Source organism: Kluyvera sp. 1366, from assembly GCF_054823405.1.
The window spans coordinates 107,496-132,997 of the sequence record NZ_JBTRDW010000010.1 but is presented as its reverse complement, the minus strand read 5'-3'; the positions used below and the strand labels follow the sequence as shown (position 1 = coordinate 132,997).

The following is a 25,502-nucleotide window of genomic DNA, read 5'->3' as shown; positions in this document are numbered from 1 at the left end:
GCAGCCCTGCGTGAGGGTTTACCATGAATAATCTGGTGTTAAGCGCGGTTAAAAAGAATCGCGCACGTCTTATTCCTTTCATGTTGATGCTCTACGTGCTGGCGTTTCTCGATCGCGCCAACATTGGTTTCGCCAAAGAGGCATATCAACTTGATACCGGCCTGAGTAATGAAGCTTACGCGTTAGGTGCTGGAATCTTCTTTGTGGTGTACGCGCTGCTTGGCGTGCCGGCCAATTTGCTGATGCGACGCTTTGGCGCGCGCAGCTGGATTGGCGGCACCACGCTGCTGTGGGGATTGCTTTCGGCGGCGATGGCATTTGCTGATACCGAAGCCAAATTCCTGCTGGTGCGTACCTTGCTCGGCGCCGCTGAGGCGGGTTTCTTCCCGGGCATGATTTATCTGACCTCGCTGTGGTTCCCGCAACAGCAGCGCGCTAGCGTCATGGGACTGTTCTACATGGGCGCGCCGCTGGCGTTGACGCTGGGTTCACCGCTCTCTGGCGCACTGCTGGAAATGCACGGCGTGCTAGGCCATCCCGGCTGGTTCTGGATGTTTATCATTGAAGGATTACTGGCGGTGGCAGCCGGCGTTTTCACTTTCAGCTATATCGACGACACACCGGCGAAAGCGCGTTTTCTCAGCGCCGAGGAGAAGCGGGCGCTGCAACGTCAGCTGGAGAGCGAAGAGCAGCAGAAGCCGACTTCACATCTGCGTGATGCGCTGCGCAATGGTCGCGTCTGGCAGCTCGCCATTATCTATATGACCATTCAGATAGCGGTTTATGGCCTGATTTTCTTCCTGCCTTCTCAGGTCGCAGCGTTGTTGGGCACCAAAGTCGGTTTCCTCGCCTCGCTGGTGGCGGCCATTCCGTGGGTGGCCGCGCTGTTTGGCACCTGGCTGATTCCGCGCTATTCCGACCGCAGCGGCGAGCGTCGCCGGGTCGCGGCGTTCACCTTGCTGGCTGCTGCCGTCGGGATTGGTTTGTCCGGATTGGTTTCGCCGCTGTTGGCCATCATTGCGCTTAGCGTCGCAGCGGTGGGTTTTATTGCCGTGCAGCCGGTGTTCTGGACCATGCCGACGCAGCTGCTTTCTGGCACTGCGCTGGCGGCGGGCATCGGCTTCGTCAATTTGTTTGGTGCTGTAGGTGGCTTCCTCGCACCGCTGATTCGCGTAAATGCCGAAATGCACTTTAACAGCAGCGCTGCCGGATTGCTGGCGCTGGCGCTAATTGCCGCCATCGGTTCACTCATTATCCTCAGCCTGAAAGTGGAGCGTCAGTTGCCACACTCTCAGCAGCCAAGTCATTAAGTAAGGAGCAGCTATGCAGGATCCGTTAAATAATCCCTTCAAAGCCGGATTGGCGAAAGGCGAAACGCAGATTGGTTTGTGGCTGAGCAGCACATCGTCGTATCTGGCCGAAATTGCTGCCACCAGCGGCTACGACTGGTTATTGATAGATGGCGAACACGCCCCGAATACCGTACAGGATCTCTATCATCAATTGCAGGCCGTTGCGCCTTATCGCAGCCAGCCGGTGATACGGCCAATCGAATTCCAGACCGCACTGATTAAGCAGGTGCTGGATATCGGTGCGCGCACCTTGCTGGTGCCGATGATCGATACCGCTGAGCAGGCACAGGCGCTGGTGAAGGCGACGCGCTATCCGCCTTATGGCACGCGCGGCGTCGGCGCAGGCGTGGCGCGGGCGGCACGTTGGGGGCGCGTGGAAAATTATATGGCGCGCGCCAATGAAGAGTTATGCCTGCTGATTCAGGCCGAAAGCAAAACGGCGATTGATAATCTCGATGCGTTGCTGGAGGTTGAGGGCGTTGACGGAATCTTTATTGGTCCGGCTGATTTGTCAGCCTCATTGGGCTATCCCGATAATGCCGGGCATCCTGAAGTGCAGAAAGTGATTGAGCAGAGTATCAAACGCATCCGCAGCGCAGGAAAAGCGGCCGGTTTTCTGGCGGTTAATCTGGAGATGGCGGAACGCGCTATTCATTGGGGAGCTAATTTCGTTGCCGTCGGTGTGGATACCATGCTGTATACCGATGCGCTGGATAATCGGCTCGCGCATTTTAAAAAGAGCGTAAATGCGCTGAATAAATCGAGTTACTAATTGAGAAACGGATGGTATGCCATCCGTTTCTATTCAATTAAAGCGTTCATGAATTGGAATGAAGAAGTCTGTTGGCGTCAAATGGCGCCAAAAAAGAGTCAATTATTTATCAACGCATCGCACAACCAATTCGCGGCATATATTTATCGTTACGTACCGCGGGCGTGATAATTGCTTTATTGCGTTCCGTGGCGTCAAATTCCGCCTGACGGCAAAGCACACAGGGATCGCTACTTTCACGCATTGCAAGTTTGGCTTCCTCATCCAGCTGGCGCTTACGGCAATAAAGAGGCGTGCAGCCCAGCACATGTTTAAATGAGCGCGTGAAAGATTGTTGGCTTTCAAAATGATATTTCACTGCCAGGCTAATAATTGGCACATTGCTGTCTTTTAAGTCATTAATGCAATGAGCCAGTTTCTTTTTTCGGATGTAGCGTGCCAGCGTCTCATTGTGATAACGGGCGAAGAGTTTCTGTAAATACCATTTCGAATAGCCAGACTTCAGTGCAATATCATCAATCGTTAAACGTTGATCCAGGTTAGCCATAATCCATTCGGTTACCGAATCAATTACCCCTTCATTATATTTTTGCTGTGTCATCATAGTCCTCCATTAACAGTGGCAGAGTGTAATTTAATTAATCTTTCCAATCTGCAATTAATGTAAAGTTTTCTGGTTATTTGGCTGTTTTAATATTTGTCATCAAGACCGGTCTTGGTTTTCGTGAATTTACAGGTTTTCTTGTTGTGATGATGTTGAGTATTTATCGTAATAACGGGCGTTATTATTAACTCAAATTTTTCATCGCTTCGCGGCGCTTAATAGTAAAAGGTGTGCTTTCTGGCGGCACACCTCATCAATACTTAACGCGGATTAACGTGCCACACTGAAGGTTTTCACTGTTGAGGAATCACCTAATGGGTTTTCGTTTCAAGCCAAAACAGTCACTTGCCGTGATTCTGGCATCAGTGGCGTTAGGCGCTGTTGCTCCGGCGCTCGCCGGCAATGTGTATGGTGAACAGCTCGAAGGCTTTAACTATCCCTATCCGCTGCAGCACTTTAACTTCTCCTCGCAGCAGCAAGCGCTGAGTATGGGTTATATGGATGTCAAACCTACGCAGCAGGCCAACGGTGAAACCGTGGTGCTGATGCACGGCAAGAACTTCTGTGGCGCAACCTGGGATGACACCATCAAAGCGCTGAGCCAGAAAGGGTATCGCGTCATCGCGCCAGATCAGATTGGCTTCTGCAGCTCAACTAAACCAGCTAACTATCAATACACCTTCCAGCAACTGGCACAGAACACCCATCAACTGTTGCAGCAACTGGGTATCGACAACGCCATTATGGTTGGGCACTCGACCGGCGGCATGCTGGCGACGCGCTATGCGCTGATGTATCCCAGACAAACGCAGAAGCTGGTGCTGGTCAATCCCATCGGCTTAGAAGACTGGAAAGCCAAAGGCGCGCCGTGGCGCTCGGTGGATCAGTGGTATCAGCGTGAACTCAAGCTGGATGCGGCGGGCATCAAGAAGTACGAACAGCAGACATATTACAGCGGCCAGTGGAAGCCGGAGTATGACAAATGGGTCAATATGCTGGCTGGGCTAAACAGCGGGCCAGGCCACAAGAAAGTGGCGTGGAACTCGGCGCTCATCTACGACATGATTTTCACTCAGCCGGTGTATTACGAGTTTAAAGATCTGCGCGTGCCGACCACGTTGATGATTGGCACCGCAGATACCACGGCGATTGGCAGTGATATCGCGCCGCCGGAAGTGAAAGCAAAACTCGGGCATTACAATGTATTGGGCAAGCAGGTGGCGCAACTGATTCCCGGCGCACGCTTAATCGAATTCCCGGGCATGGGGCACGCGCCGCAGATGGAAGAACCGCAGACGTTTAATCAGGCATTGATCACGGATTTAGTGGGTCATTAATTGCAGGGTCGCCATTCACGGCGACCAACATCAACTCAGCTTCTTTTTCCCGTTCTTAGCGGCGTACATCCGTTCGTCGCTACCTTCCAGCAGCTGTTCCAGCGACTGCGGATGATCGGGATCGAACTCAACAATGCCCGATGAGAAGTGCAGAGCGTAGCGGCGCTCGAGGTTCTGGGTTTGCTGTTGCAGGAAACCATCAAAGCGCGCCAACACACCTTCGGCATCGGCTTGCTGCAAGCCATTAAACAGCACCACAAATTCGTCGCCGCCCAAACGGGCAAAGATATCCGCATGGCGAAAACTCACCTTCATGGCGTTGGCAAAGTCCATTAATGCGCGGTCGCCTTCGCGATGACCGAGCGTATCGTTAATGGCTTTAAAGCGATCGAGATCGAGGAAAGTCAGGCTGGCCGGTAACTGCTTCAGCTGGCACTCATTCAGCGCCAACTGGCCGAGCGTCATAAAGCCACGGCGATTGGTGATTTGCGTCAGTTCATCGGATGTTGCGGTCTGGAACGCCACCAGCTCCGCTTCCGCCATTGCGGCTAAATCACGCAATGTATGGATATCATCCGCATCGAACTGGCGCGCATGATGATCGATAATGCACAAGGTGCCGACTTTCGCACCAGCCGGCGTGCGCAATGGGCAACCGGCGTAGAAACGCACCGGATTTTCGGCATTTTTAACCAGTGGATTATCGAAGAAGCGCTCGTCATCAAGCGCGTTTTCTACCACCATCACATCATCCTGCAGCACGGCGTGGCCACAGAAAGAGGTATTGCGCGGTGCGGTGGTATCGCTTGAACCCGCAGTGGATTTGAACCACTGATGGTCCTCTTCCAGCAGGCTGACCAGCGCAACGGGTACACCAAACAAACGACGGGCAAGGCGGGTTAAACGGTCGAAACGCTCTTCGGCAGGCGTGTGCAGAATGTTGAGCGCACGTAACTGGGCCAGACGATATGACTCGTCTGCAGGCAGTGCAGGTGCTTTCATCGCGTTACTCTTATTAATTATGGAATTACAGAAACACTGGTGTTTAAGCCACAAAGGCTGAAAGCGCCTGGCAACGGTATGCGATGTCCGATGCCAGGCGTAACGATAATCAGAGCACTTTTTGCTCAGCGAGATCAAGGGCAAAATAGCTGAAAATGAGATCCGCGCCGGCACGTTTAATCGCGCCAAGGCTCTCCAGAACCACATTACGTTCGTCGATGGCACCCGCCTGCGCGGCGAATTTGATCATCGCGTACTCACCGCTCACCTGGTACGCAGCGAGCGGCAGCGTGGTGCGTTCGCGGATATCGCGCAGGATATCGAGGTAAGCGCCAGCTGGTTTTACCATCAGAGAATCTGCACCTTCCGCTTCATCAAGCAGCGACTCGCGCAGCGCTTCACGGCGGTTCATCGGATTCATCTGGTAAGTCTTACGATCGCCTTTCAGCGCGGTGCCTGCGGCTTCACGGAACGGGCCGTAGAAGGAGGACGCGAACTTCGTCGAATAAGACATGATGGCGGTATCGGTGAAGCCGGCGGCGTCGAGCGCCTGGCGAATGGCTTTCACCTGGCCATCCATCGCGGCAGAAGGAGCGATAAAGTCTGCGCCGGCTTGTGCCGCAACCACGGCTTGCTTGCCGAGGTTAATCAGCGTTTGGTCGTTATCGACGCCGTGATCGCACAGCACGCCGCAATGGCCGTGGCTGGTGTATTCGCAGAAGCAGGTATCAGACATCACGATCATTTCTGGCACGGTGTCTTTGCAGATACGTGACATACGCGCCACTAAACCGTTTTCATTCCAGGCATCGCTGCCGGTGGCGTCGGTGTGGTGGGAAATACCGAAGGTCATCACTGAACGAATGCCCGCTTTGGCAATACGTTCAATCTCATAAGCTAAACGTTTCTCGGGGATACGCACCACGCCCGGCATGGCGTTAATGGGCACATACTCGTCCACGCCTTCTTCAACGAAAATGGGCAGTGCCAAATCGTTGATGCTGAGGTGAGATTCCTGGAACATTTCGCGCATTGACGCGCTTTTGCGCAGCCTTCTTGGGCGCTGGATCAGATTAAATTCAGACATGCTTTACAACTTATGCAGGTTAAAAAAGTGGCAATAGTTTACCCCTTTTCGCGGCTGTGCATGAAGGATTGTGTGCGGAAACGAAAACTCCCGCCGGGTGGCGGGAGTAGGGAAGATTACTCGTTGATGTCCGGATGCTGCTGCACCAGGTTTTTACGTTTCGCCTCAAGCTTGGCGATCTCGTCATCAATATCTTCGATTTTCTGCTCGATGTTGTCGTGATGCTCCTGCAGGATCTCACGTGCTTCATCCATGTCCGACGCGGCTGGCGTAGCACCGCGTAGCGGCTTGTTGGCGGTCTCTTTCATGAAGATACCGGTAATCAAACCAATCACCGCGACAACCATCAGGTAGTATGCCGGCATATACAGATTGTTGGTGGCTTCCACTAAATAAGCGGCGAATGTCGGTGTTAGACCGGCAATCAGCACCGAAATATTGAAGGCACTTGCTAATGCGCTGTAGCGAATGTGGGTTGGGAACATCGCAGGTAGCGAGGATGCCATTACACCGGTAAAGGCGTTTAAGATCACAGCCATCAGCAACAGACCGGCAAAAATCAGACCCAGCACGCCACTGTTAATCAGCATAAAGGCCGGAATCGCGAAGGCAAACAGGGCGATACTGCCGATGATGACAAATGGACGACGTCCAAAGCGGTCACTCAGCATGCCCATTACTGGCTGCACAAACAACATACCCATCATAATGGCGATGATGATCAATACGCCGTGATCTTCCGAGTAGTGCAGGTTATGTGACAGGTAACTCGGCATGTAGGTCAACAGCATGTAGTAGGTCACGTTGGTGGCAATCACCAGACCGATACAGGCCAACAGGCTTTTCCAGTGTTTGGTCGCGATCTCTTTAAACGACACTTTCGGGCCGTCGCGCAGACCTTCACGGTCGCCTTGTTCCAGCTTGTCAACGTGCTGCTGGAACGCCGGCGTTTCTTCCAGGGCATGACGCAGATACAAACCGATAATGCCGAGCGGCAGCGCAATAAAGAACGGAATACGCCAGCCCCACTCGAGGAATTTCTCTTCACCGATAATGGTGGAGATCAGCACCACGACGCCCGCACCGAGCACAAAACCGGCGATGGAGCCGAAATCAAGCCAGCTGCCCATAAAGCCGCGCTTGCGGTCAGGCGAGTACTCGGCAACGAAGATCGATGCACCGGTATATTCACCGCCGACCGAGAAGCCCTGCGCCATTTTTGCCAACAGCAGCAGAATCGGTGCCCAAATACCAATTGAGGCATAGGACGGTATCAAGCCGATACAGAAGGTACTGATCGACATGATAACGATGGTAATAGAAAGGATTTTCTGGCGACCATATTTATCGCCCAACATGCCGAAGAACAAACCACCGAGTGGACGAATCAGGAACGGAACTGAGAACGTACCCAGTGCAGCAATCATCTGTACACTTGGAGAAGCATCCGGGAAGAACACCTTACCCAGCGCGTAAGCCACAAAGCCATAAACACCAAAATCAAACCATTCCATCGCGTTGCCCAGCGAAGCCGCGGTAATGGCTTTACGTAAACGGGAGTCATCGATAATGGTGACATCATCAATCCCGATAGGTTTTACACGCTTCCTACGTAGTTTCATGCAGATACCCTGTATTGGAATTCGAAAAATCCTCAACGCTGCGGACTCAAACAATGCCAACAGTCCGCGGCGTTGAGAAAATTAAAGCATAGCGGGGAAATAACGCTTTTTCCCTGCCCTGCCGGGCAATTATTAGGAAAGTAATGATTGCCAACCGCGACAGAGTATACCGATTTTGTGTGATATTTGTCATGTTCTCACCATTAACTGGCTATTTTTTAGCTAATGCTGTGGCCTGTTAGCGCTTAAAACGCGTCGAAAAAAGGCCGCAATTTCACGCAGCGATTTGCAGTAAGCGTGCGCCATCTCGCGAAACTACATATACTTGCGTGAGTTGCTTTTTTGGAAATCAGGTTTCATATGGCGCGCTTTGTTTTATTTGCCAAAAGTCTCTGTTTTGATGCCGACCAACAGGTGTTTTATCCACTCAATTCTCCCGCTCAACGCGTGGCATTAAGTCCGCTGCAAAGCGCGGTATTACGTCGCGTGCTCAATGCCCAAGGCAAGCTGGTGCGTAATCAGGCATTGCATGTGCTGTTTCAGCGCGAACCTTCTGAGATCCCCTTTGCCGATCGCTTAACGTTGACCATTGCTGAGATCAATCGTCTGGCGCAGCAGGCGCACGCGCCAGGTGCATTGGTACATCAGGTGCCGCTGATTGGCTGCGTGCTGGCCGAGCAGGTCGATGTCGAATCCTTCAATGAGGTCGCTACGCCTGCTGCTGAAGCTGAAAAGCCGGTCACGGTGCAGCCCGAACCTGCTGTGAAAGCGGTCGCCGTGAAGAAAAAATCCTGGCTGTGGCGTGGCGTGCTGGCGGGATTATTACTGCTAAATGTGGCGCTGGCACTAATTATCCGTCAGGAGTTTGCGCCAACCGAACATGATGGCATGCAATTTAAATTTTATGGCCAGGAAGCGCAGACGCAGGTCTTTATCAATGAAAGACTTTCTGCCGATTCTTTTGTCGTTCAGGATGCTATGCGCCGATTCCGCGAGTTAAAACCGCGCCTGCCGGATGGCTCAGTCCCGCCGTTGCTGTACATCAACCGTTCACGCATTCGTGCCTTCAGCAGTGCTTTCCTTTGCCTCCAACCCATCGAGCAAAAGAATAATGGATGTATTTCATGGTTGATATCTAATCAGGAGCTACCTGATGCGTAAGTCATTACTCACATTGGTTGTTATTATTGCGTTCATTCTTCCCTGGGCGTGGGTTCTGTTGGTCCGCCCAACCGTTGTGGTACCCGAATGGTGTGATGTTCCCTATCGCATTGATAATGAAGGGAAGCCAACGGGTACGCTGGATGCGACGGTACGCACACGTTTTAAAGCGGATGGTAGCGGCGCATCAACGCTAATCGGCACGGTGACATTGCCGGATCGTCAATATCGTTTAAATCGCGTTTCTGTCAGTAGCTGGCATCGTCAGGGCGATTTTATGCTGGTGAATACCCGTAAAGTGCAGGCGATGGCCGATGATACGGTGCCCGAGCCACTCGCTGCGCAGATACTTTTCACCTCGGCGCGAGAATCCCACAGTGATTATTATCAGATGTATCAACTCCCCAATGGCGATCAAATAATCAATTATTCTGGTATGCCGCGGCTTTATTGCCATACCTAATTGATGCGCAAATAAATAAGAAAAATTTACTATTAAGCGAGGCGGCAACCTCTGCTTGCCAGCTCCAAAACATTGGGTAATACTCTGCCGCCGTGCTTTGGTGGAGTGTTCATGTCGAGGATAAACGCCCAGTCTTTTAAGAATCCCTGGCTGTCGATGAGCGACAGTGTAGAAAGCAATCTTATCAATCTTGTGCCTGCGGCACAGCGTACGACTGCCGTTTCCATTAGCTCGGTGGCGTGGATTAACTGTGGCGAACGAACCGATGCGCAGCTGGCATTATTGGCGCAACAACCCGATGAACTGCTGCAGCGCCTGAAAAGCTGGCGTCAGGCCGGATTACTCTCCCGCCAGGCGACCGAGAGCTTGCGTCAGCTGCAACGGTTGACGCAAACCAGCATCGCATGTAACCAACCCATCACGCAGCTTGATGAATATCAGCAGTTCGTGGGGCAGTTAACGCCGACGCTGGAGCGCATTAATCAACGTCTCAATGCCCAGCGCGATGTGCCGAATGGCGCGCTGGCGGAAGACAGCCTTGAAGTGGCGCTGCGCATTGCGGAAAAACGGCGCGCAGGCCGTTCAGAGCAGCGAGCGCAGCGGCGCACCCGTTAACCATCCCTGAATATCTTCCACCGCCTGCGTGAAGTAGGTGCGATAATTGCTGTCGGCGACATAGCCGAGATGCGGCGTCGCCAGCACGTTCGGCAGCTGACGCAGCGGATGATTGGCGGGCAGCGGTTCCTGTTCAAACACATCTAATCCCGCACCGGCTAACTGACCCGATTGCAGCGCGGCGATCATCGCCTGTTGATCGACAATGCCGGCGCGCGATGTGTTAATCAGCAGCGCGCCGGGTTTCATCTGCGCCAGCGCCGCTGCATCAATTAAATGGCGTGAGCGCTCGCTCAATACCAGATGAATGGACACCACATCGCTGCTACTGAGCAGCGCCGCCAGCGATGGCGAACGTTCTGCGCCACACTCGGCGGCACGTTCGGCGGTTAAATTCTGGCTCCACGCACACACGCGCATCCCAAACGCCTGCGCCACTTTTGCCATCTCGCCGCCGATTTTACCCAATCCAATTAATCCCAGCGTTTTGCCCTGCAGGCCCATGCCAACGGTGTGCTGCCACGCGCCGTTGCTGCGCAGCGCCTGATTCTCCGGCACGATATGGCGCGCCAATCCCAGCAACAATCCCCACGTCAGTTCCAGCGGTGCCGCGCTGCTGCTGGCGGTACCGCACACCGCGATATAGCGTTCCGCGCAGGCATGTAAATCGATGGAGGCATTACGCATGCCGGAAGTGACTACCATTTTCAGATTGGGCAAGCGGCCAATCAGCTTGGCGCTGAGCGGCGTGCGTTCGCGCATAACCACCAAAATATCGGCGTGCGCGATGCGCTTAACCAATTCATCCTGGTCGGCGAAATGTTCAGTCAGGGAAGTGGTGTGCACCAGCGGGGCGAGAGACGCCCAATCGGCAAGCGACTGGGCGACGTTCTGGTAGTCATCAAGAATGATGCAGTTCAGGCTCATAATGTTCCTCAACGAGAAGTGGCTTGTGCCCTTGCTCGCTGAGCCAGGCACGCAGCCGGTCATTATCCAGCGGACGGGCATAATAGTAGCCCTGAATAAATATCACACCACGCTGCCGCAGGTACTCAAATTGTGTTGCGGTCTCGACGCCTTCGCCCAGCACATCCAGTTCCAGCTTGTGGCACAGATTAATAATCGCATCCAGCACCGGCGTTTCCACGTCGAGGCCTTCAATGGCATTGATAAAGCCGCGATCGATTTTCAGGTAGTCCAGCGGGAAGGTGAGCAGGTAGGTCAGTGAACAGTGGCCGGTACCGAAATCATCAATCGCCACCTTCATGCCCTGCGCGCGCAAATGACGCAGCTTACACGCCACCTTTTCACCCTCTTCAATCAGGCTGCGTTCAGTCAGCTCCAGCGTGATGCACAGCTGTTTGTCTTTGATGCGCTCAGCAAACAATTCAATATCGGCCACGAAATCGTCATGCTGCAGATGCTCCGCCGCCAGATTTAGCCCGAGGTGAAATCCGGGCTCGACCTGCCAGCTCTGAATATCTTCGGCCATCAACTCCAGCAGATGCTGCGTCAACGGCACAATCATCCCTTCGGCTTCAGCTGCGCTGATAAAGATATCCGGACGAATCATCACGCCATTGGGCCGTTGCCAGCGCAGTAAGGCTTCAACACCGGCGCAGGCGTGCAAGGTATTGCTGTATACCGGCTGATAATGCACTGAGAACTGGCGGGCGCGGATAGCGCGACCAATTTCATCGTGCCAGGAAATACGACGACGCAGCCAATTGGCGGTGAGGATCATCAGCAAAATCGAGAAAATCGCCGCCATCGGCAGGAAGATGAACAGCGCCTGACGCCAGGCTTTGAGCAGCTCAGAAGCCGGAACGGTTACATTAACGGTGATGGGATAGCGGCTGGAGTCGGCCTGAAAAGATTCACTTTTCATATACAGCTTTGGCTGCATGTCAGCCGGTCCGCTGGCGATCACTGCGCCACCGCTAAATTGCAGGCTCATGTGGTAACCGCGTGAACCGCCAATGGCGTTCATGAAATCCATCAAATATTGGCCGTCGATGACCGCCCAAAAACCGCTGGTATCGGGAAGCTGACGCATAAACACCACCGCCGGACGATTCGGCACGCCAACCGTTCCGCGCACCGAAATGCTCCACCAGGCTTTGCCGGTTATCGGCGGCGGCTGCATCATCATCTCAGTCAGGGTGCCATGTCGCAGGCCAAAGGCGGACGAGCAAATGATGTCATTGCCTTTCATCATACCAATGGATCGAAAATAGGGATTAAGCGTACCGGCGCGCTGCAGCTGATCTTCGATTTTGGCACAAGGCTGGTACTGATACTGGCGCATCTCAGTGATCATATTCCAGGCGTTGTCACTCATCTTTTCAGCCTGAGTAATCAAGGTATTGGCGGTTGAAATCTGCTGTTGGCTGACGGTGTGACGCGCTTCGATGGCCGTACAAAGGATGCCGAGCACCAACGGCAGCAACCCGGCACAAACGATTAAGACCCAATCAAAATCGTGATGTCGTTTTTTCAGTGGCACCAGACAATCCTCAGTCGGTTTAAGCTGCGCTTGCGGCGTCAGCAGCATACCATTTTCACAGGGCTGTGTAGGGTAGCGATTTAAGAATAAACCGGTCTGATACAGGTCAATGATCAATCTCACTTTGCGTTTAATGACATTGTTTTGCCGTTATTGGCATTTCCCAGCGGCAAAAACGCTATGCCACGATGTTAGGTAAGCACATTGACCTGAAATGAGGAGCGGAAATGAGCACGGAAACCCTGGATATCACATCATTACGGCAGCGCATCAGCGAAGGCGAATGGCAGGCGCGCATCAAACTGGCGCAGGCTTATCATCTGGCGGCGAAGCTACGCTGGACCGACCATATTTACACCCATTTTTCCCTGCGCGTACCGGGCGATCAGCCGCACTTTCTTATCAACGCTTTCGGGCAAACCTTCGATGAAATCCAGGCGGAAACGCTGGTTAAAATCGACATCGACGGCAATATTATTGACGACCCAACCGGGCTGGGAATTAACCTTGCCGGGTTTGTTATTCACAGTGCGATTCACCGCGCGCGGCCAGATGCCCATGCGGTGCTGCATACGCACACCGCGGCTGGCATTGGCGTTTCGGCGCAGCGAAACGGCCTGCTGATGATTTCGCAACACAGCACGCGTTTCCATAATCGCCTCGGCTATCACGATTACGAAGGTATCGCGCTGGATCTCGACGAGCAGCAGCGCATCGTTGCCGATCTCGGCGATCTTAACGCGCTGATCCTGCGCAATCACGGCCTGCTGACCAGCGGCGGCAGCATTGAAGAAGCTTTCTACAACCTCTATTACCTCGAGCGCGCCTGTCAGGCACAGTTGGCGGCACAATCGGGTGGCGCGGATCTGATCATTCTGCCGGACGCCGTTTCCGAGAAAGCCGCGCAGGCGTTTGATAACAGCATCCGCAATCGCAAATATCAGCTGCACTGGGATGCTTACATCCGCCAGCTCAACCGCAACGCACTCTGAGAATCTCCCCGATGAAATGGCTAAAACCGGTAGTTTCTGCGCTGCTGCTGTGCGCGGCGTTTGGCAGTCAGGCGGCGCCTGATTTGAGTAAAGTCACGCTGGTGCTGGGCGATCAGGCACGCAATCTGCGTTCGCTGATCGAAGCGGCAGATGTCATGAAAGACGCGCCTTATCACTATCGCTGGGCGAATTTCCAGGGCGCGGCGCCGCTGTTTGAAGCGCAGCGTGCGGGTGCGGTCGATACCTCGTACGCTGGCGATTTGCCGGTGCTGATGGCGGCGTCGGGCGGCGTACCGCTGAAGATCATCGCCACCAACGTCGGTGACGCCGGTTCGAACGGGCTGATCGTCCCTGCCGATTCGCCGATCCACAGCGTGAAAGATCTGGCTGGCAAGCAGGTTGTTGTCTCGTCGGCGCGCGGCAGTATCTCGCAGCACTTGCTGTATGAGGCGTTGGAAGAGGCGAAAGTGCCACGTGATACGGTGCCGGTGCGTTTTGTGTTGCCAACCGACGCCAGCGCGGCGTTTAACTCCGGGCAGATTACCGCATGGGCGACCTTCGATCCCTATTTAGGTATTGCGGAAAAGCATGGCGCGCGTCTGCTGCGTGACGGCAAAGGGCTGACAACCGCGCTGTCGTTTGTCACCGCCACGCAAAGCTCGCTCGACGATCCCGCGAAGCGCGCGGCGATTGCCGATTTCACCCATCGTCTGGCCAAAGCGCGCGAGTGGGCGCTGGCGCATCCGCAGCAGTATAACGAGGTATATGCGCAGTTAACGCGCCTGCAACCGGCGGACGCGCAGCAGATTACTGCGCGTATTTCCCACGGTGTACGTGGCGTGACGCCGGATGATGTGGCAAAGGTGCAGAAGGTGTCGGACTTGTTTAGCGAGTTGAATATCCTGCCAAACAAAGTTGATGTACAGGCGATTACCGACAACAGCGTGTTTCAAACGCAATAACGTAAAATCACGCCGCTACGACAACGTGAACTGAACCGTAGCGGCGCAATCTATTGCGCGACCTTGAGTAAAAGAGCCTTAACGCGCCCGTTTGCCCGGCCGCCCATTACCCAACATAATCGCCAATCGGCTTCCGCCCGGCGTGGTTTCCATCAAAATCTTGGTCACGCTGGTGAGCGGCACCGACAGCAACATGCCGACCGGACCCAGCAGCCAGCCCCAGAAAATCAACGACAGAAACACCACCAGCGTCGAGAGTCCCAGCCCGCGCCCCATCAATCTTGGCTCCAGCATGTTGCCGAACACCATATGAATCGCGCTGAACAGCGCCGCCACCAGCATGGCGTCATAAATATCATTTAACACCAGCGCCTGAATAAATGGCGGAATACCGGCGATGATCGGGCCAATGTTGGGGATGAAATTAAGGATGAACGCCACCACGCCCCAGAACAGCGCGAACTTCACGCCGAGCAGCAGCAGCGACAGCCAAACGGCCAGGCCGGTAATCAAACTCACCAGGGTTTTCAGTGCCAGATAGTGCGTCACACCTTTCAGCGCGCGGTGCAGACCGGCGATGCGGATTTGTGGATTAACCATCGCATTGCGCATCTTGTACGGCAGATGACGCACTTCAAACAGCATAAACACCACGGTGAGGATCAGCAGCAGGACGTTGGTCATCGCGCCGGACAGCTGCTTCAGCACCGATGTGGCCATGTCCATCACCACGTTGGGATCGAGGCGCGCAGCCAGCGCTTCGGTAGAGATGTTGATATGAAAACGCGCGGCAAAATGTTGCACCACCGCCAGTTTCTGCTCCAGCATGGCGCGGATTTGCGGATAGGTATCGCTGAAGTCACTGGCCGAGCTGGCGAGTACAGCAATGAGTAACAGTACGACGATAAAAATCACGGTGATCACCAGCGTAATCGCCAGGCCACGTTTGACGCCGCGTCGCATTAGCATCGTAACCAGCGGATTGAGCACAATAGCTAAAAAGCTGGCGAGTAAGAAGGGCACCAGAATGTCCGAGGCGGCGCGAATGCCCGCCAGAATAATCACCAGCATCGCCAGTTTTACCAGGATGTTCTGGCCAATTTTTTCCTGAAGCAGGTTATTCATTCTCTCTCCTGAGACAAAATTTCTCAGGAGAGTGTAGTTGATGAAAATTAACCATCTGTTTTTTAAGATAAAGAGAAATCCGGATCGCCGTGCCGTAGGGGCGCCATTATTATCATCACCGGGCATGACGCCGCATTAGCACCGTGGCCGCCAACATCAAACTCAAACTGGCGCAAAGCGTCAGCGTGGCCATCGCCATACCTTGTCCCACCGAGCCCTGTTCGAACTGACGCCAGATAAAGATCGCCACGGTTTGCGTGCCTGCCGGAGCCAGCAGCAGCGATGTCACCAGCTCGCGCGACGCTACGGCAAACACCATCATCATCGCCGCCAGCAAGCTGGGCGCGACTAGCGGCAGCACAATCAGACGCAGCGCCTGCACACGTGATGCGCCGTGCACGCGCGCCGCCGGTTGCAGCGTGGGTGCCAGCTGGCGCAGCGCGCTACTGACATAACGCACCGGCCACGGCAGCAGCAAACAGCTGTACGACAGCAGCAGAATAAACATCGTGTTGTAGGGCGAAACCGGCCAGAAACCGCGGTTCCACAGCAGAATCAACCCCACGCCCACCACCACGCCGGGCATCGCCGCAGGCAGCAGCGCCAGGCCATCCATCATTGCCAGCAAACGGGTTTTCCCTTCCGATACGCGCCAGGCGATCAGAAAACCCAGCGCGCCGGTCAGCAGCGCCGCGCCGAGCGCCAGGCCAATGCTGGTGGAGAAGGCCGCCAGCGCATCGCCTTGCTGGCTGAACAGCGCGCCGAAGTGGCGTAGCGTCAGATTACTCAGATGTAATCCGCCGGAGAGCGTATTCAGCAAGCCGCTCAGGGTCATCGCGCCGAGCGGCAGCACCACCGCCAGCAGCACGGTGACAGCAAACGGCAGCAGCATTAAGATTTGTAAGCGTCCCGCATGCGCCAGTTCCTGACTCACCGGTTTGCCACCAACCGCCGTCACATCGCTGCTGCCGGTCAGTTTGCGCTGTAGCAGCCACGCCGTGAGCGCCATCAGGCTCAGCATCAGTGACAGCGACGCCGCGCCAGGCAGATCGATCGGCCAGTCGGCGAGTTTGGTTTCAATGCCAACGGTCATCAGCGTCAACTTCGCCTGCGCACCGAGCGCCGCAGGCACGCCGAACTCCTCAATCGCCAGCGTAAACGCCAGCAGCACGCCGCCCGCCAATGCCGGTAAGGTGAGCGGCAAGGTGATGTGCCAGAAGCCGCGCCACGCCGATGCGCCATGCACGCGCGCCACCCAGGCGAGACGTTGCCCGCTGGCCAGCAGCGAACGCGACACCGCGAAATAGACCACCGGGAAGATGTTCAGCGTCATCACGCCAATCATGCCGCTGCTGCTAAACAGCAGGCTGTCGAAGTTGATGCCGGTGAGTTGTTCGATATACCCGTTGCGTTGCAGCGCCAGCGTCCATGACAGCGCCACAATATAGGGCGGCGTCAGAAAGAGGATCAGAAACAGCAGATCCCACAGCGCCGCGCCCGGCAAGCGGAACAGGCCGCGCAGTGCGCCGAGCGGCAAGCCCAGCAGCAAACTGCACAGCGCCACGCCGCCGCCGATTTTCAGCGTGCCCAGCCACATCGCTGCCAGCTGCGGATCGTCCAGCAGCGCCGGAAAAGCACTAAAAGCGCCGCGCCAACTGCCTTCACCTAAGTAGGGAAACAACGCTTGCAGCACGATAAACAGCAGCGGCAGCGCCACCAGCAGCAATAACGCCAGCAGAATCACGCCATTCAGGGCACGCGACATCGCTTACTGTCCGAACAGGGCGCCAAAGCGCTTCAGCACCGCCGAACGTTCGCTGCTGCCATCCTGATTAGACGGCAATAACTTGATCTCGGTAAACAGCGGACGTTGCGCTTTGATATCGGTACGCGCCGGCATCAGCCAGGCTTTCGCCACTTGCTCCTGACCTTCATCTGACAGCACGTAATCAACGAACTTTTTCGCATCGTCTGGGTGCTGGCTGCTTTTCAGGATCATCATCGGACGCGGTGCGACCACGGTACCGTTTTCCGGGAAGATCACTTTCACGCTCTCGCCCTGCGCGATGTTGTTATAGGTGACGTAATCGACCGCGCCAAACACCGCCGCTTTCGCGCCTTGCAGCACCGGCGTCACCGCCTGCGCGTTGGGGCCGCTCATCACCATGCCGTTGGCTTTCAGCTGGTCAAACAGCTGCCAGGCTTTTTCGCCTTCGCTGTTTTGCAGGCCAATCAGCAGATCGAGTGACGCGCCAGACAGCGCCGGATCCGGCGTGGTGACGTTATCTTTGAAGGCGGGCGCGGTGAGATCCTGCCAGGTTTTCGGCTCTGGCGTGTTGCTTTGCGTATTCCACACGATGCCGAGCGCGGAAATGCCTTGCGCGACATAGTTGGCGGTTTTGAACTGATCCGGCACCTTCGCCGCGTTGGCGCTGTTGAACGGCAGCAGCCAGCCGCGCTGTTGCAGATCTTCGGCGGTATCCCACGAAGCCGAGATCAGCACGTCGGCTTGCGGATTGGCCTGTTCCGCTTCCAGACGCGCCATCACTTTGCCGGTGGTGGCCTGGAAAATATTCACTTTGATGCCGGTCTGTTTTTCAAATCCGGCGGCAAGACTTTTCGACAGCGAACCCGGACCGGCGGTGTATACAGTCAGCGCCTGGGCGTCGTTGATCATGATGGCGGAAGTCAACATTATCGCGCTGATGGCTCCTGTTTTAACTGACTTGAGAGATGGCATTGCAGTCCCCTGAGAGGTGAGTAACGGAAACAATCTGGCCCTGCGCCAGGTGAATGATGCGGTCGGCCAGCGTGTTGGCTTCGTCGCGATCGTGCGTAACGTAAACAGCGGTGATGCGCGCCGCGCGCAGCAAATCCGCCATGGTGTGAACCAGAGTTTCACGCAGGTCGCGGTCGAGGTTGGAGAGCGGTTCGTCGAACAGCAGAATGGCCGGTTTCGCCACCAGCGCGCGCGCCAGCGCCACGCGCTGCTGCTGGCCGCCTGAAAGCAGCGCCGGTTTGCGATCGCCAAAATCCTCAAGGCCCACCTGCGCCAGTGCGGCATCGGCCTGTTGCCGCGCGGCGGCTTTTTTCATGCCGCGCATACGCAGCGGAAAGGCGACGTTTTGCGCCACCGACATGTGCGGCCACAGCGCGTAATCCTGAAACACCATGCCAAGGTTACGTTTTTCCGGCGCATCACAGTGGCGCGGTGAGGCCACGCAGCGTTGGCCGATCCACAGTTCGCCGGCGGTGGGCTGCAACAAACCCGCCAGCAGTTTCAGCAGCGTGCTTTTGCCACAGCCGCTCGGGCCGAGCAGCGCCAGAATTTCGCCTGCGGGAATGGTCAGGGAGAGATCGTGCAGAATAGTCAGGTTATCCACCGACCATCTGAGATTTTTCAGTTCAATAGGCAGCGCGGCATGCGTCATCGGCCACCTCCCGCGAAGGCGTGAGCGTTACGCACGCGCGCCTGAGAAATCAGGGGCGTCATCAGATTGTTATCCTCTTTGGGATTTGATTGGGGGCGAGTCTACGAGCGCGATATGACGAAATGATGACCATAAAACTGGGCATTTCACTGATGCGGATAAAACCAAATGGCGTATAGTTATCCTCTTGTTATAAAAATTCCGTCACCCACGAGCGCAATCACTCATGCCTGACTCGCCTGCCGCCGCACCTGAACACGGCCGTTTTCGCCTCAATTTACTGATCCTTTCCATCGTGAAGTTCAACTTTGCCAGCTATCTCACCATCGGCTTGCCGCTGGCGGTGCTGCCCGGTTTTGTCCATGACGGACTGGGCTACAACGCCTTCTGGGCCGGATTGGTGATCAGCCTGCAATACATCGCCACGCTGCTCAGTCGCCCACACGCGGGACGCTATGCCGATCTGTGGGGGCCGAAAAAAGTGGTGGTGCTGGGGCTGGTGGGATGCTTGCTGAGCGGCATCTGTATTTTGCTGTCGGCGCTCAGCGATGGGCAGGGCGTGCTGAGCCTGGTGCTGCTGTGTCTGGGGCGCGTGATTCTCGGCATCGGACAGAGTTTTTCCGGCACCGGTACGTCGCTGTGGGGCGTGGCGCGCGTCGGTTCGCTGCATATTGGCCGGGTGATTTCGTGGAACGGCATTGTCACCTATGGCGCGATGGCGATTGGTGCGCCGCTCGGCGTGGTGATTTTCCGCAGCGGCGGCTTGCTGCTGCTTTCCAGCATCATCATTGCCATTTGTGTGCTGGCAATTGCGCTGGCGCTGCCGCGCGCATCAGTGAGAGGCAGCAAAGCCAAGCCGCTGCCGTTCCGTGACGTGCTGAGCAAGGTGTATGGTTTCGGCCTGATTCTGGCGATGGGTTCCGCCGGGTTTGGCGTGATCGCCACCTTTATCACGCTGTTTTATCAGGATAAAGGTTGGGATGGTGCCGCCTTCGCGTTGACCATGTTCAGTGCCGCGTTCGTCGGCACGCGTCTGCTGTTTCCGAATGCCATCAACAAGCTCGGTGGTTTGCGCGTGGCGAGTATCTGCTTTGCGGTAGAAGCGATGGGCCTGTTTCTGGTGGCCGGTTCATTCGACCCGTGGATGGCGAAGATGGGCGCGTTCCTCACCGGCGCGGGTTTCTCGCTGGTATTCCCGGCGATTGGCGTGGTGGCGGTAAAAGTGGTGCCGCAGCAGAATCAGGGCAGCGCGCTCGCGACTTATACCGCGTTTATGGATTTATCGCTGGGCATCACCGGGCCGATCGCCGGTTTCATCATGAGTTATGCCGGCGTGTCCCTGGTCTATTTCCTCACCGCACTGCTGGTGTGTTTAGCGCTGTTCTGCACGCTGCGCATGATTAAGCGGATGCCGGAAGAGCCGATGGTGGAGGTTAAAGAGAACGCATAATTTTGCTATTGAACTCAGGCATACCCTAAATAGTTTAAGTCAGAGCAAGGCGGCAAGCGTGAGAATCCCCAGGAGCTTACGCCCGTAAGTGACTGGGGTGAGCACGGGCAGCCAACGCAGCTATGGCTTAAAATATGACGGGTATGAAAAAAAGGCCTCCGACCGAGGCCAACACTAACAAAAGTGCCTTGTTTAGACACAGATAAGGGTTCGTTTAGGCTTGCAGCAACTCAATGCTGTAGCGAATTTGGCGCTCAATGTCTGCTGGCTTCCACGTCTCCAGCGCGGATGAAAACGGCTCAAAGGCATACACGCCTTTATAGCCCAACATCTCCAGACGTTTCACCTGCGCCACGCTGTTAAGCACATCGCGGTCGCTGAGCATGATGCGTTGTTCATCGGTCAGCTGCGCCGTTGAGCGGGTATCTTCCACGCCGGATAAATGCACCAGACCAATATGGTTGATATCAATCTCCTGCGGGAACTCGTTTTCGGCGTTCTCATACAGGTGATGATGGAAGGTATCGAGCAGCACCTTAAACGGGACTTTTGCTTGCTGAATCAGTTGCTGCGTCTGCACCGCCGAGCGCAGCGAGCTGACCGGGAAGCCCAGCGGTTCAATCAGCCCCTGAATGCCATACTTTTCAAAGCGCGGCGCCAATACCTGCAGCGCTTCCAGCGTCTGCTGGGGCGGAATCTGAATCCCTTCATTGAGCGGACACATCACCAGCGCTTTTGCGCCGATGGCCCGAGCTTCCTGTAGCAGCGCGTCGGCTTTAACCAGCAGCGACTCATCGGCACGGTTAAACGGATAGAGCGCGTTAATCGTCACGATTTCAATGTGGTGCTTATCCGCTAGCGCGCGCAGCTGCGCCGCGCTGAGATCATCGGTTACCTTGCCGCTCTGCATGTCGTTACGCAGTTCAACCTTGCTCAATCCCAGGCGTTGCACCAGCTGAAAGAAGGCTTCCAGCGTTAGCCTGGGCGCAATTTTACGGTTAATACAGAAACGGGTCGGATCGATGGCCATGTGCGGCTCCTGTAAACGGATACGGATTAGGTGCTGCAAAGAGAACATTTATTTCATTATTATTGAATTATGAAATATCAGATATTGGATCTGCCTCGCAAAAATTTCATATTTCGTTTCGCGTTGCATGGGTAAGCTGGATTTCAGACATAAATTCGGTGCGGGCAACGGCTTAACGGCAGAGCGGTTTGGCGAGCCTTTAGCGCCAGCAGTGCAGCGCTACGAGCTGATTTACACCCGGCTGTCAGCGCAGGCGGAAAAAATGCGATCCATGCCGCTAAAAGGAAATTTTCTAAAAAGAAGTATTTGAAAAATTCATTTCATTACGATAGCTTCATAGCACGCTTTAAGTATTGCCTGCACACGCAGCGTCGCGGTTCGAACGGGCTATCTGCAGGGAACTTCACATCTAAGAGGCAACGACATGACTATCGTAGGAAACTTTATCGGCGGCAAAATTACCCACAGCGCCAGCAATGAAACCATTCCCGTGTACGATCCGGCGACCGGCAAAGTCGTGCGTGAACTGACGCAGAGCACCGCTGCTGAAGTGGAAAAGGCGATTGAAGTCGCGCATGCCGCCTTCCCGGAATGGTCGAAAACCGCGCCGTTGCGTCGTGCCCGTGTGATGTTCAACTTTAAAGCGCTGATGGAAAAACATCGCGAAGAGCTGGCGGCACTGATCGTGTCTGAGCACGGTAAAGTGTGGTCCGATGCGCTGGGTGAACTGACGCGCGGTATCGAAGTGATCGAGTATGCCTGCGGTATTCCGCATCTGATTAAAGGTGAGAACTCACCGAGCGTGGGCACCGGCGTTGACAGCTATTCGCTGATGCAGCCGGTCGGCGTTGTCGCCGGTATCACACCGTTTAACTTCCCGGCGATGGTGCCACTGTGGATGTTCCCCATCGCGCTGGCGTGCGGCAACACCTTTATCCTCAAGCCACCGGCGCTGGATCCTTCCGCATCTGTGCGCATGGCCGAACTGCTGAAAGAAGCGGGCCTGCCGGATGGCGTATTCAACGTGGTGCATTCGTCTAACGAAGATGCCGAGCAGCTGTACAAAGATCCGCGCATCGCCGCAGTCAGCTTCGTGGGTTCTTCCGGCGTAGCGGAGCACATCTATAAAACTGCCAGCGCCCACGGTAAACGCGTGCAGGCGTTTGGCGCGGCGAAAAACCACGCCATCGTGATGCCCGATGCCGATCTCGATGCCACCGTGAACGCCATTATGGGCGGCGCGTTTGGTTCAGCGGGTGAACGCTGCATGGCGCTGCCGGTTGTGGTTGCCGTGGGTGACGACACCGCAGACAAACTAATTGCGCGTCTGACGCCGCTGATCAAAGCGCTGCGCGTCGGTCCTGGCATCCAGAAAGGTGCCGAAGAGAATGAAATGGGGCCGGTGGTTTCTGCTGCGCACCAGAAGAAAGTGCTGGGCTACATCGACAAAGGTGAGCAGGAAGGCGCGAAGCTGGTGGTTGATGGCCGCGGCATACAGGTTGCTGGCCATGCAGAAGGTTACTACGTTGGCGGCACGCTGTTCGACAATGTGACGTCGGATATGACTATCTGGCGCGAAGAGATCTTTGGGCCGGTGCTGAGCATCATGCGTTCCAGCGATTACGACAGCGCACTGCAGCTGGTTAACAGCCACGAATTCGGTAACGGTAGCGCCATCTTCACCAGCAACGGCCACACCGCGCGTGAGTTCGTGCAGAACGTCGAAGCTGGCATGGTTGGCGTTAACGTGCCGGTTCCGGTGCCGATGGCGTTCCACAGCTTCGGCGGCTGGAAGCGTTCGGTATTTGGTGCGCTGAACGTGCACGGTCCAGACGGCGTGCGTTTCTACACCCGCATGAAAACCGCCACCGTGCGTTGGCCGAGCGGTCAGCAGACCGTATCTGAGTTCAGCATGCCGACGCTGGGCTAATTTCGCTCAACAAGGAGGAACAGGATGTCTCTGATTTCGAAAGCGCAAAAACCCGACAGCAACGGCCGCATCCAGCACGTCACGCCGGAAAGCGCGGGCTGGGAATATGTCGGCTTTGATGCCTATCTGCTGAAAAAAGGGCAGAGCCTGAAGCTGATTAGCGGCGACAAAGAGTTGTGTCTGGTGCTGGTGGCGGGCTTTGCGTCGGTGAAAACCCGTCACGCCGAGTTTCCGAATCTGGGTAAGCGTCTGTCGCCGTTTGAACGCACTCCGCCTTACTCAGTTTACGTACCGCATAACGACGAAGTGGAAGTGTATGCGGATAGCGATCTGGAGCTGGCGGTGTGTAATGCACCGAGCAGCGGCAACCTGCCGGCGCGACTGATTGCGCCGGAAGATGTTGGTGTTGAGCAGCGTGGTAAAGGGCGTAATCAGCGTCTGGTACACAACATTCTGCCGGACAATAAAGAGGCCGACAGTCTGCTGGTGGTGGAAGTTTACACCGATGAAGGCGCGACCAGTTCGTACCCCAGCCACAAGCACGACCAGAAAAACAGCCCGGACGAAACCTATCTGGAAGAGACCTACTATCACCGTTTCGATCCTGAGCCAGGTTTCGCCATGCAGCGCGTTTATACCGACGACCGTTCCCTCGACGAGTGCATGGCGCCGTATAACCGCGATGTGGTGACGGTGCCGCGTGGCTATCATCCGGTGGCAACCATTGCCGGGTACGATAACTACTATCTCAACGTGATGGCGGGTCCAAAACGTCTGTGGAAATTTACCTGGGAGAAAGATCACGCCTGGGTGAACAGCGACCAGTATCCGCGTTCGTAACATGCGTACCAACGTAAAAAAGGGCAGCCACTTGGCTGCCTTTTTAGTTGGTGGCCGCCATAAATGGCGACTCTACGGAGTATTTATTCGCTGGCCACGTTGTTGTTCAGCGCCAGCGACACGGCAAGTGTCTGTGCCAGACACAGCGAGGCGACCTGCGAACGGAAGCCATCCACTTGCGCTTCACGCACCACAAAACACACATCGCTGAAGGCGGCCAGCGGGCTGACCTGGCTGTCGGTGATGGCGATCAGATGCGCGCCACGTTTGGCACCCAACTCAACCAACTCCACCGCTTCACGCGCGTATGGCGAATAGCTGATGGCGATCACCACGTCTTTCGGGTTCACCATGCTCAGCTGCTCGGTGAACATGCCGCCGAGGCCGTCGATCAGGAACGCACGACGCTCCAGATGGCGCAGCGCATACACCAGATACGATGCCACGCTGAATGAGCGACGCAGGCCGATGATGTAGATGTTCTCGGCTTCATCGAGCATTTTCACCGCGCGGTTGAGCTGGTCCGGATTTACCTGCATCGCCAGCTGTTGCAGCGCCTGACTATTCACCATGGTGAAGACATTGAGAATTTCGGCCGGGCTCTCTGGTGAAGTGGCGCTGTCGTCAGTGGCGGTCTGGCGGAACAGACGTGCGCGCTCGGTATAGTTAACGGTCTCTTCCATCAGGTGCTGACGGAAAACCTGTTTCATTTCGTTGAAGCCGCTGAAGCCAAAGGCGTTGGCAAAGCGGATCAGCGTGGAGGGCGGCACATCGGCATGTTGTGCAATGGAAGCAACGGTATCGAAAGCGATGCTGTTACTGTTATCAAGGATATAACGAGCCACCTGCTTCAGGCGTTTGCTCAGCGTCTCATAGCGACGACGGATCTCGTCCTGTAACAAGGTTAATTGCGTTGGATTATTGGTCATTACTTCGGCCCGCTAGAAAAGAAAATATGGCTGGATAATGAGCGCTATAGTACCAGATGGATGGAAAATTTCATTTGTTTGACATCATCGTGACGCTTATTTCATCGGTTTATGAAATGCCTCACAGAATATGCAGGTTTTCCCCTCACCCTAACTCTCTCCCGCAAGCGGGCGAGGGAACCGTCTTGTGCGGTACACCGGATCGCGTTCAATACTCAACAATTGCTGGATCGGTCCCTTCTCCCGCTGGCGGGAGAAGGCTAGGATGAGGGCCAGCGAGCACAATCAAAAA

At 55.4% G+C, this 25,502-nt stretch carries 24 protein-coding genes; 12 read left to right on the top strand and 12 right to left on the bottom strand.

Features of this window, described 5'->3' with window-relative positions; translation table 11 throughout:
- The first annotated feature begins 23 nt into the window (after positions 1–23).
- Both ACVLVH_RS20940 and yfaU read left to right on the top strand, forming a co-directional pair.
- Entirely contained in the window at positions 24–1,310 is a 1,287-nt protein-coding gene (locus ACVLVH_RS20940) for an MFS transporter (protein WP_192414777.1), read from the top strand.
- Between the two features lie 13 nt (positions 1,311–1,323).
- On the top strand, positions 1,324–2,124 hold the full coding sequence (gene yfaU, locus ACVLVH_RS20935) for a 2-keto-3-deoxy-L-rhamnonate aldolase (protein WP_192414779.1): 801 nt from the start codon (positions 1,324–1,326) through the stop codon (positions 2,122–2,124).
- 109 nt (positions 2,125–2,233) lie between these two features.
- On the opposite strand, the gene ACVLVH_RS20930 is transcribed toward yfaU, so the two are convergent.
- A complete protein-coding gene (locus tag ACVLVH_RS20930) occupies positions 2,234–2,725 on the bottom strand; it encodes a helix-turn-helix domain-containing protein (protein ID WP_192414914.1) in 492 nt (163 codons plus the stop codon).
- 317 nt (positions 2,726–3,042) lie between these two features.
- On the opposite strand from ACVLVH_RS20930, the gene ACVLVH_RS20925 reads away from it, so the two are divergent.
- Entirely contained in the window at positions 3,043–4,065 is a 1,023-nt protein-coding gene (locus tag ACVLVH_RS20925) for an alpha/beta fold hydrolase (protein WP_312464145.1), read from the top strand.
- 30 nt (positions 4,066–4,095) lie between these two features.
- On the opposite strand, the gene ACVLVH_RS20920 is transcribed toward ACVLVH_RS20925, so the two are convergent.
- From ACVLVH_RS20920 to proP, 3 genes are all read right to left on the bottom strand, one after another.
- A complete protein-coding gene (locus ACVLVH_RS20920; RefSeq protein WP_192236953.1) occupies positions 4,096–5,067 on the bottom strand; it encodes a GGDEF domain-containing protein in 972 nt (323 codons plus the stop codon).
- 109 nt (positions 5,068–5,176) lie between these two features.
- Positions 5,177–6,154, bottom strand: coding sequence for a porphobilinogen synthase (hemB, locus tag ACVLVH_RS20915; RefSeq protein ID WP_110867652.1), 978 nt, complete (start codon positions 6,152–6,154; stop codon positions 5,177–5,179).
- A 116-nt stretch (positions 6,155–6,270) separates the two neighbouring features.
- Positions 6,271–7,776 (bottom strand): glycine betaine/L-proline transporter ProP, encoded by a 1,506-nt coding sequence (proP, locus tag ACVLVH_RS20910; protein WP_101762711.1) that lies wholly within the window; start codon positions 7,774–7,776, stop codon positions 6,271–6,273.
- 360 nt (positions 7,777–8,136) lie between these two features.
- Here proP and ACVLVH_RS20905 point away from each other — a divergent pair, with 360 nt between their 5' ends.
- The 3 genes from ACVLVH_RS20905 (at position 8,137) to ACVLVH_RS20895 (ending at position 10,015) form a co-directional block, all read left to right on the top strand.
- Entirely contained in the window at positions 8,137–8,937 is an 801-nt protein-coding gene (locus ACVLVH_RS20905; RefSeq protein WP_101762710.1) for a hypothetical protein, read from the top strand.
- Entirely contained in the window at positions 8,930–9,400 is a 471-nt protein-coding gene (locus ACVLVH_RS20900; protein ID WP_101762709.1) for a hypothetical protein, read from the top strand. Before ACVLVH_RS20905 ends, ACVLVH_RS20900 begins: the two co-directional genes overlap by 8 nt.
- A gap of 111 nt (positions 9,401–9,511) precedes the next feature.
- Positions 9,512–10,015 carry a hypothetical protein gene (locus ACVLVH_RS20895; protein WP_192414786.1) on the top strand — a complete coding sequence of 168 codons (504 nt, stop codon included), beginning with the start codon at positions 9,512–9,514 and terminating at the stop codon, positions 10,013–10,015.
- Here ACVLVH_RS20895 and ACVLVH_RS20890 read toward each other — a convergent pair.
- On the bottom strand, positions 9,983–10,942 hold the full coding sequence (locus tag ACVLVH_RS20890) for a D-2-hydroxyacid dehydrogenase family protein (protein WP_192414788.1): 960 nt from the start codon (positions 10,940–10,942) through the stop codon (positions 9,983–9,985). The two genes, ACVLVH_RS20895 and ACVLVH_RS20890, sit on opposite strands and share 33 nt — an antisense overlap.
- Positions 10,917–12,521, bottom strand: a complete 1,605-nt coding sequence (locus tag ACVLVH_RS20885; protein ID WP_137386682.1) for an EAL domain-containing protein — start codon at positions 12,519–12,521, stop codon at positions 10,917–10,919. The genes ACVLVH_RS20890 and ACVLVH_RS20885 overlap by 26 nt, the downstream gene beginning before the upstream one ends.
- Before the next feature lie 227 nt (positions 12,522–12,748).
- Between ACVLVH_RS20885 and ACVLVH_RS20880 the strand changes: the two genes are divergently transcribed.
- Positions 12,749–13,513, top strand: coding sequence for a class II aldolase/adducin family protein (locus tag ACVLVH_RS20880; RefSeq protein WP_137386681.1), 765 nt, complete (start codon positions 12,749–12,751; stop codon positions 13,511–13,513).
- Positions 13,514–13,524: 11 nt separating this feature from the next.
- Positions 13,525–14,475: an ABC transporter substrate-binding protein gene (locus tag ACVLVH_RS20875; RefSeq protein ID WP_101762705.1), complete on the top strand. Its 951-nt coding sequence runs from the start codon at positions 13,525–13,527 to the stop codon at positions 14,473–14,475.
- A gap of 78 nt (positions 14,476–14,553) precedes the next feature.
- Here ACVLVH_RS20875 and ACVLVH_RS20870 read toward each other — a convergent pair whose 3' ends face one another.
- From ACVLVH_RS20870 to ACVLVH_RS20855, 4 genes are all read right to left on the bottom strand, one after another.
- Positions 14,554–15,600 (bottom strand): AI-2E family transporter, encoded by a 1,047-nt coding sequence (locus ACVLVH_RS20870; RefSeq protein ID WP_498950012.1) that lies wholly within the window; start codon positions 15,598–15,600, stop codon positions 14,554–14,556.
- A gap of 115 nt (positions 15,601–15,715) precedes the next feature.
- Complete coding sequence (locus tag ACVLVH_RS20865; RefSeq protein ID WP_498950011.1) at positions 15,716–17,365, bottom strand: ABC transporter permease; 1,650 nt, start codon at positions 17,363–17,365, stop codon at positions 15,716–15,718.
- A 3-nt stretch (positions 17,366–17,368) separates the two neighbouring features.
- The gene (locus ACVLVH_RS20860; protein ID WP_192414797.1) at positions 17,369–18,340 is read right to left on the bottom strand and encodes an ABC transporter substrate-binding protein; all 972 of its coding nucleotides are present in this window, start codon (positions 18,338–18,340) and stop codon (positions 17,369–17,371) included.
- Positions 18,318–19,031, bottom strand: a complete 714-nt coding sequence (locus ACVLVH_RS20855) for an ABC transporter ATP-binding protein (protein WP_101762698.1) — start codon at positions 19,029–19,031, stop codon at positions 18,318–18,320. Before ACVLVH_RS20855 ends, ACVLVH_RS20860 begins: the two co-directional genes overlap by 23 nt.
- A gap of 226 nt (positions 19,032–19,257) precedes the next feature.
- Here ACVLVH_RS20855 and ACVLVH_RS20850 point away from each other — a divergent pair, with 226 nt between their 5' ends.
- Positions 19,258–20,481: an MFS transporter gene (locus ACVLVH_RS20850; protein WP_498950010.1), complete on the top strand. Its 1,224-nt coding sequence runs from the start codon at positions 19,258–19,260 to the stop codon at positions 20,479–20,481.
- A 214-nt stretch (positions 20,482–20,695) separates the two neighbouring features.
- Here ACVLVH_RS20850 and ACVLVH_RS20845 read toward each other — a convergent pair whose 3' ends face one another.
- Entirely contained in the window at positions 20,696–21,511 is an 816-nt protein-coding gene (locus tag ACVLVH_RS20845) for a TIM barrel protein (protein WP_498950009.1), read from the bottom strand.
- A 127-nt stretch (positions 21,512–21,638) separates the two neighbouring features.
- Here ACVLVH_RS20845 and ACVLVH_RS20840 point away from each other — a divergent pair, with 127 nt between their 5' ends.
- The 3 genes from ACVLVH_RS20840 (at position 21,639) to iolB (ending at position 24,281) form a co-directional block, all read left to right on the top strand.
- On the top strand, positions 21,639–21,821 hold the full coding sequence (locus ACVLVH_RS20840) for a hypothetical protein (protein WP_280172167.1): 183 nt from the start codon (positions 21,639–21,641) through the stop codon (positions 21,819–21,821).
- A gap of 114 nt (positions 21,822–21,935) precedes the next feature.
- Positions 21,936–23,441 (top strand): CoA-acylating methylmalonate-semialdehyde dehydrogenase, encoded by a 1,506-nt coding sequence (locus ACVLVH_RS20835; RefSeq protein WP_008107947.1) that lies wholly within the window; start codon positions 21,936–21,938, stop codon positions 23,439–23,441.
- A gap of 24 nt (positions 23,442–23,465) precedes the next feature.
- Entirely contained in the window at positions 23,466–24,281 is an 816-nt protein-coding gene (gene iolB / locus ACVLVH_RS20830; RefSeq protein ID WP_192414804.1) for a 5-deoxy-glucuronate isomerase, read from the top strand.
- Positions 24,282–24,364: 83 nt separating this feature from the next.
- Here iolB and ACVLVH_RS20825 read toward each other — a convergent pair whose 3' ends face one another.
- On the bottom strand, positions 24,365–25,210 hold the full coding sequence (locus ACVLVH_RS20825; RefSeq protein WP_192414806.1) for a MurR/RpiR family transcriptional regulator: 846 nt from the start codon (positions 25,208–25,210) through the stop codon (positions 24,365–24,367).
- Between the last annotated feature and the right edge of the window lie 292 nt (positions 25,211–25,502).

What these genes read in the sequence shown, in the direction of transcription:
- ACVLVH_RS20940 (WP_192414777.1), top strand. Translation starts at nt 24, where the DNA reads ATGAATAATCTGGTGTTAAGCGCGGTTAAAAAGAATCGCGCACGTCTT.
- yfaU (WP_192414779.1), top strand. Translation starts at nt 1,324, where the DNA reads ATGCAGGATCCGTTAAATAATCCCTTCAAAGCCGGATTGGCGAAAGGC.
- ACVLVH_RS20930 (WP_192414914.1), bottom strand. Translation starts at nt 2,725, where the DNA reads ATGACACAGCAAAAATATAATGAAGGGGTAATTGATTCGGTAACCGAA.
- ACVLVH_RS20925 (WP_312464145.1), top strand. Translation starts at nt 3,043, where the DNA reads ATGGGTTTTCGTTTCAAGCCAAAACAGTCACTTGCCGTGATTCTGGCA.
- ACVLVH_RS20920 (WP_192236953.1), bottom strand. Translation starts at nt 5,067, where the DNA reads ATGAAAGCACCTGCACTGCCTGCAGACGAGTCATATCGTCTGGCCCAG.
- hemB (WP_110867652.1), bottom strand. Translation starts at nt 6,154, where the DNA reads ATGTCTGAATTTAATCTGATCCAGCGCCCAAGAAGGCTGCGCAAAAGC.
- proP (WP_101762711.1), bottom strand. Translation starts at nt 7,776, where the DNA reads ATGAAACTACGTAGGAAGCGTGTAAAACCTATCGGGATTGATGATGTC.
- ACVLVH_RS20905 (WP_101762710.1), top strand. Translation starts at nt 8,137, where the DNA reads ATGGCGCGCTTTGTTTTATTTGCCAAAAGTCTCTGTTTTGATGCCGAC.
- ACVLVH_RS20900 (WP_101762709.1), top strand. Translation starts at nt 8,930, where the DNA reads ATGCGTAAGTCATTACTCACATTGGTTGTTATTATTGCGTTCATTCTT.
- ACVLVH_RS20895 (WP_192414786.1), top strand. Translation starts at nt 9,512, where the DNA reads ATGTCGAGGATAAACGCCCAGTCTTTTAAGAATCCCTGGCTGTCGATG.
- ACVLVH_RS20890 (WP_192414788.1), bottom strand. Translation starts at nt 10,942, where the DNA reads ATGAGCCTGAACTGCATCATTCTTGATGACTACCAGAACGTCGCCCAG.
- ACVLVH_RS20880 (WP_137386681.1), top strand. Translation starts at nt 12,749, where the DNA reads ATGAGCACGGAAACCCTGGATATCACATCATTACGGCAGCGCATCAGC.
- ACVLVH_RS20875 (WP_101762705.1), top strand. Translation starts at nt 13,525, where the DNA reads ATGAAATGGCTAAAACCGGTAGTTTCTGCGCTGCTGCTGTGCGCGGCG.
- ACVLVH_RS20870 (WP_498950012.1), bottom strand. Translation starts at nt 15,600, where the DNA reads ATGAATAACCTGCTTCAGGAAAAAATTGGCCAGAACATCCTGGTAAAA.
- ACVLVH_RS20865 (WP_498950011.1), bottom strand. Translation starts at nt 17,365, where the DNA reads ATGTCGCGTGCCCTGAATGGCGTGATTCTGCTGGCGTTATTGCTGCTG.
- ACVLVH_RS20860 (WP_192414797.1), bottom strand. Translation starts at nt 18,340, where the DNA reads ATGCCATCTCTCAAGTCAGTTAAAACAGGAGCCATCAGCGCGATAATG.
- ACVLVH_RS20855 (WP_101762698.1), bottom strand. Translation starts at nt 19,031, where the DNA reads ATGACGCATGCCGCGCTGCCTATTGAACTGAAAAATCTCAGATGGTCG.
- ACVLVH_RS20850 (WP_498950010.1), top strand. Translation starts at nt 19,258, where the DNA reads ATGCCTGACTCGCCTGCCGCCGCACCTGAACACGGCCGTTTTCGCCTC.
- ACVLVH_RS20845 (WP_498950009.1), bottom strand. Translation starts at nt 21,511, where the DNA reads ATGGCCATCGATCCGACCCGTTTCTGTATTAACCGTAAAATTGCGCCC.
- ACVLVH_RS20840 (WP_280172167.1), top strand. Translation starts at nt 21,639, where the DNA reads ATGGGTAAGCTGGATTTCAGACATAAATTCGGTGCGGGCAACGGCTTA.
- ACVLVH_RS20835 (WP_008107947.1), top strand. Translation starts at nt 21,936, where the DNA reads ATGACTATCGTAGGAAACTTTATCGGCGGCAAAATTACCCACAGCGCC.
- iolB (WP_192414804.1), top strand. Translation starts at nt 23,466, where the DNA reads ATGTCTCTGATTTCGAAAGCGCAAAAACCCGACAGCAACGGCCGCATC.
- ACVLVH_RS20825 (WP_192414806.1), bottom strand. Translation starts at nt 25,210, where the DNA reads ATGACCAATAATCCAACGCAATTAACCTTGTTACAGGACGAGATCCGT.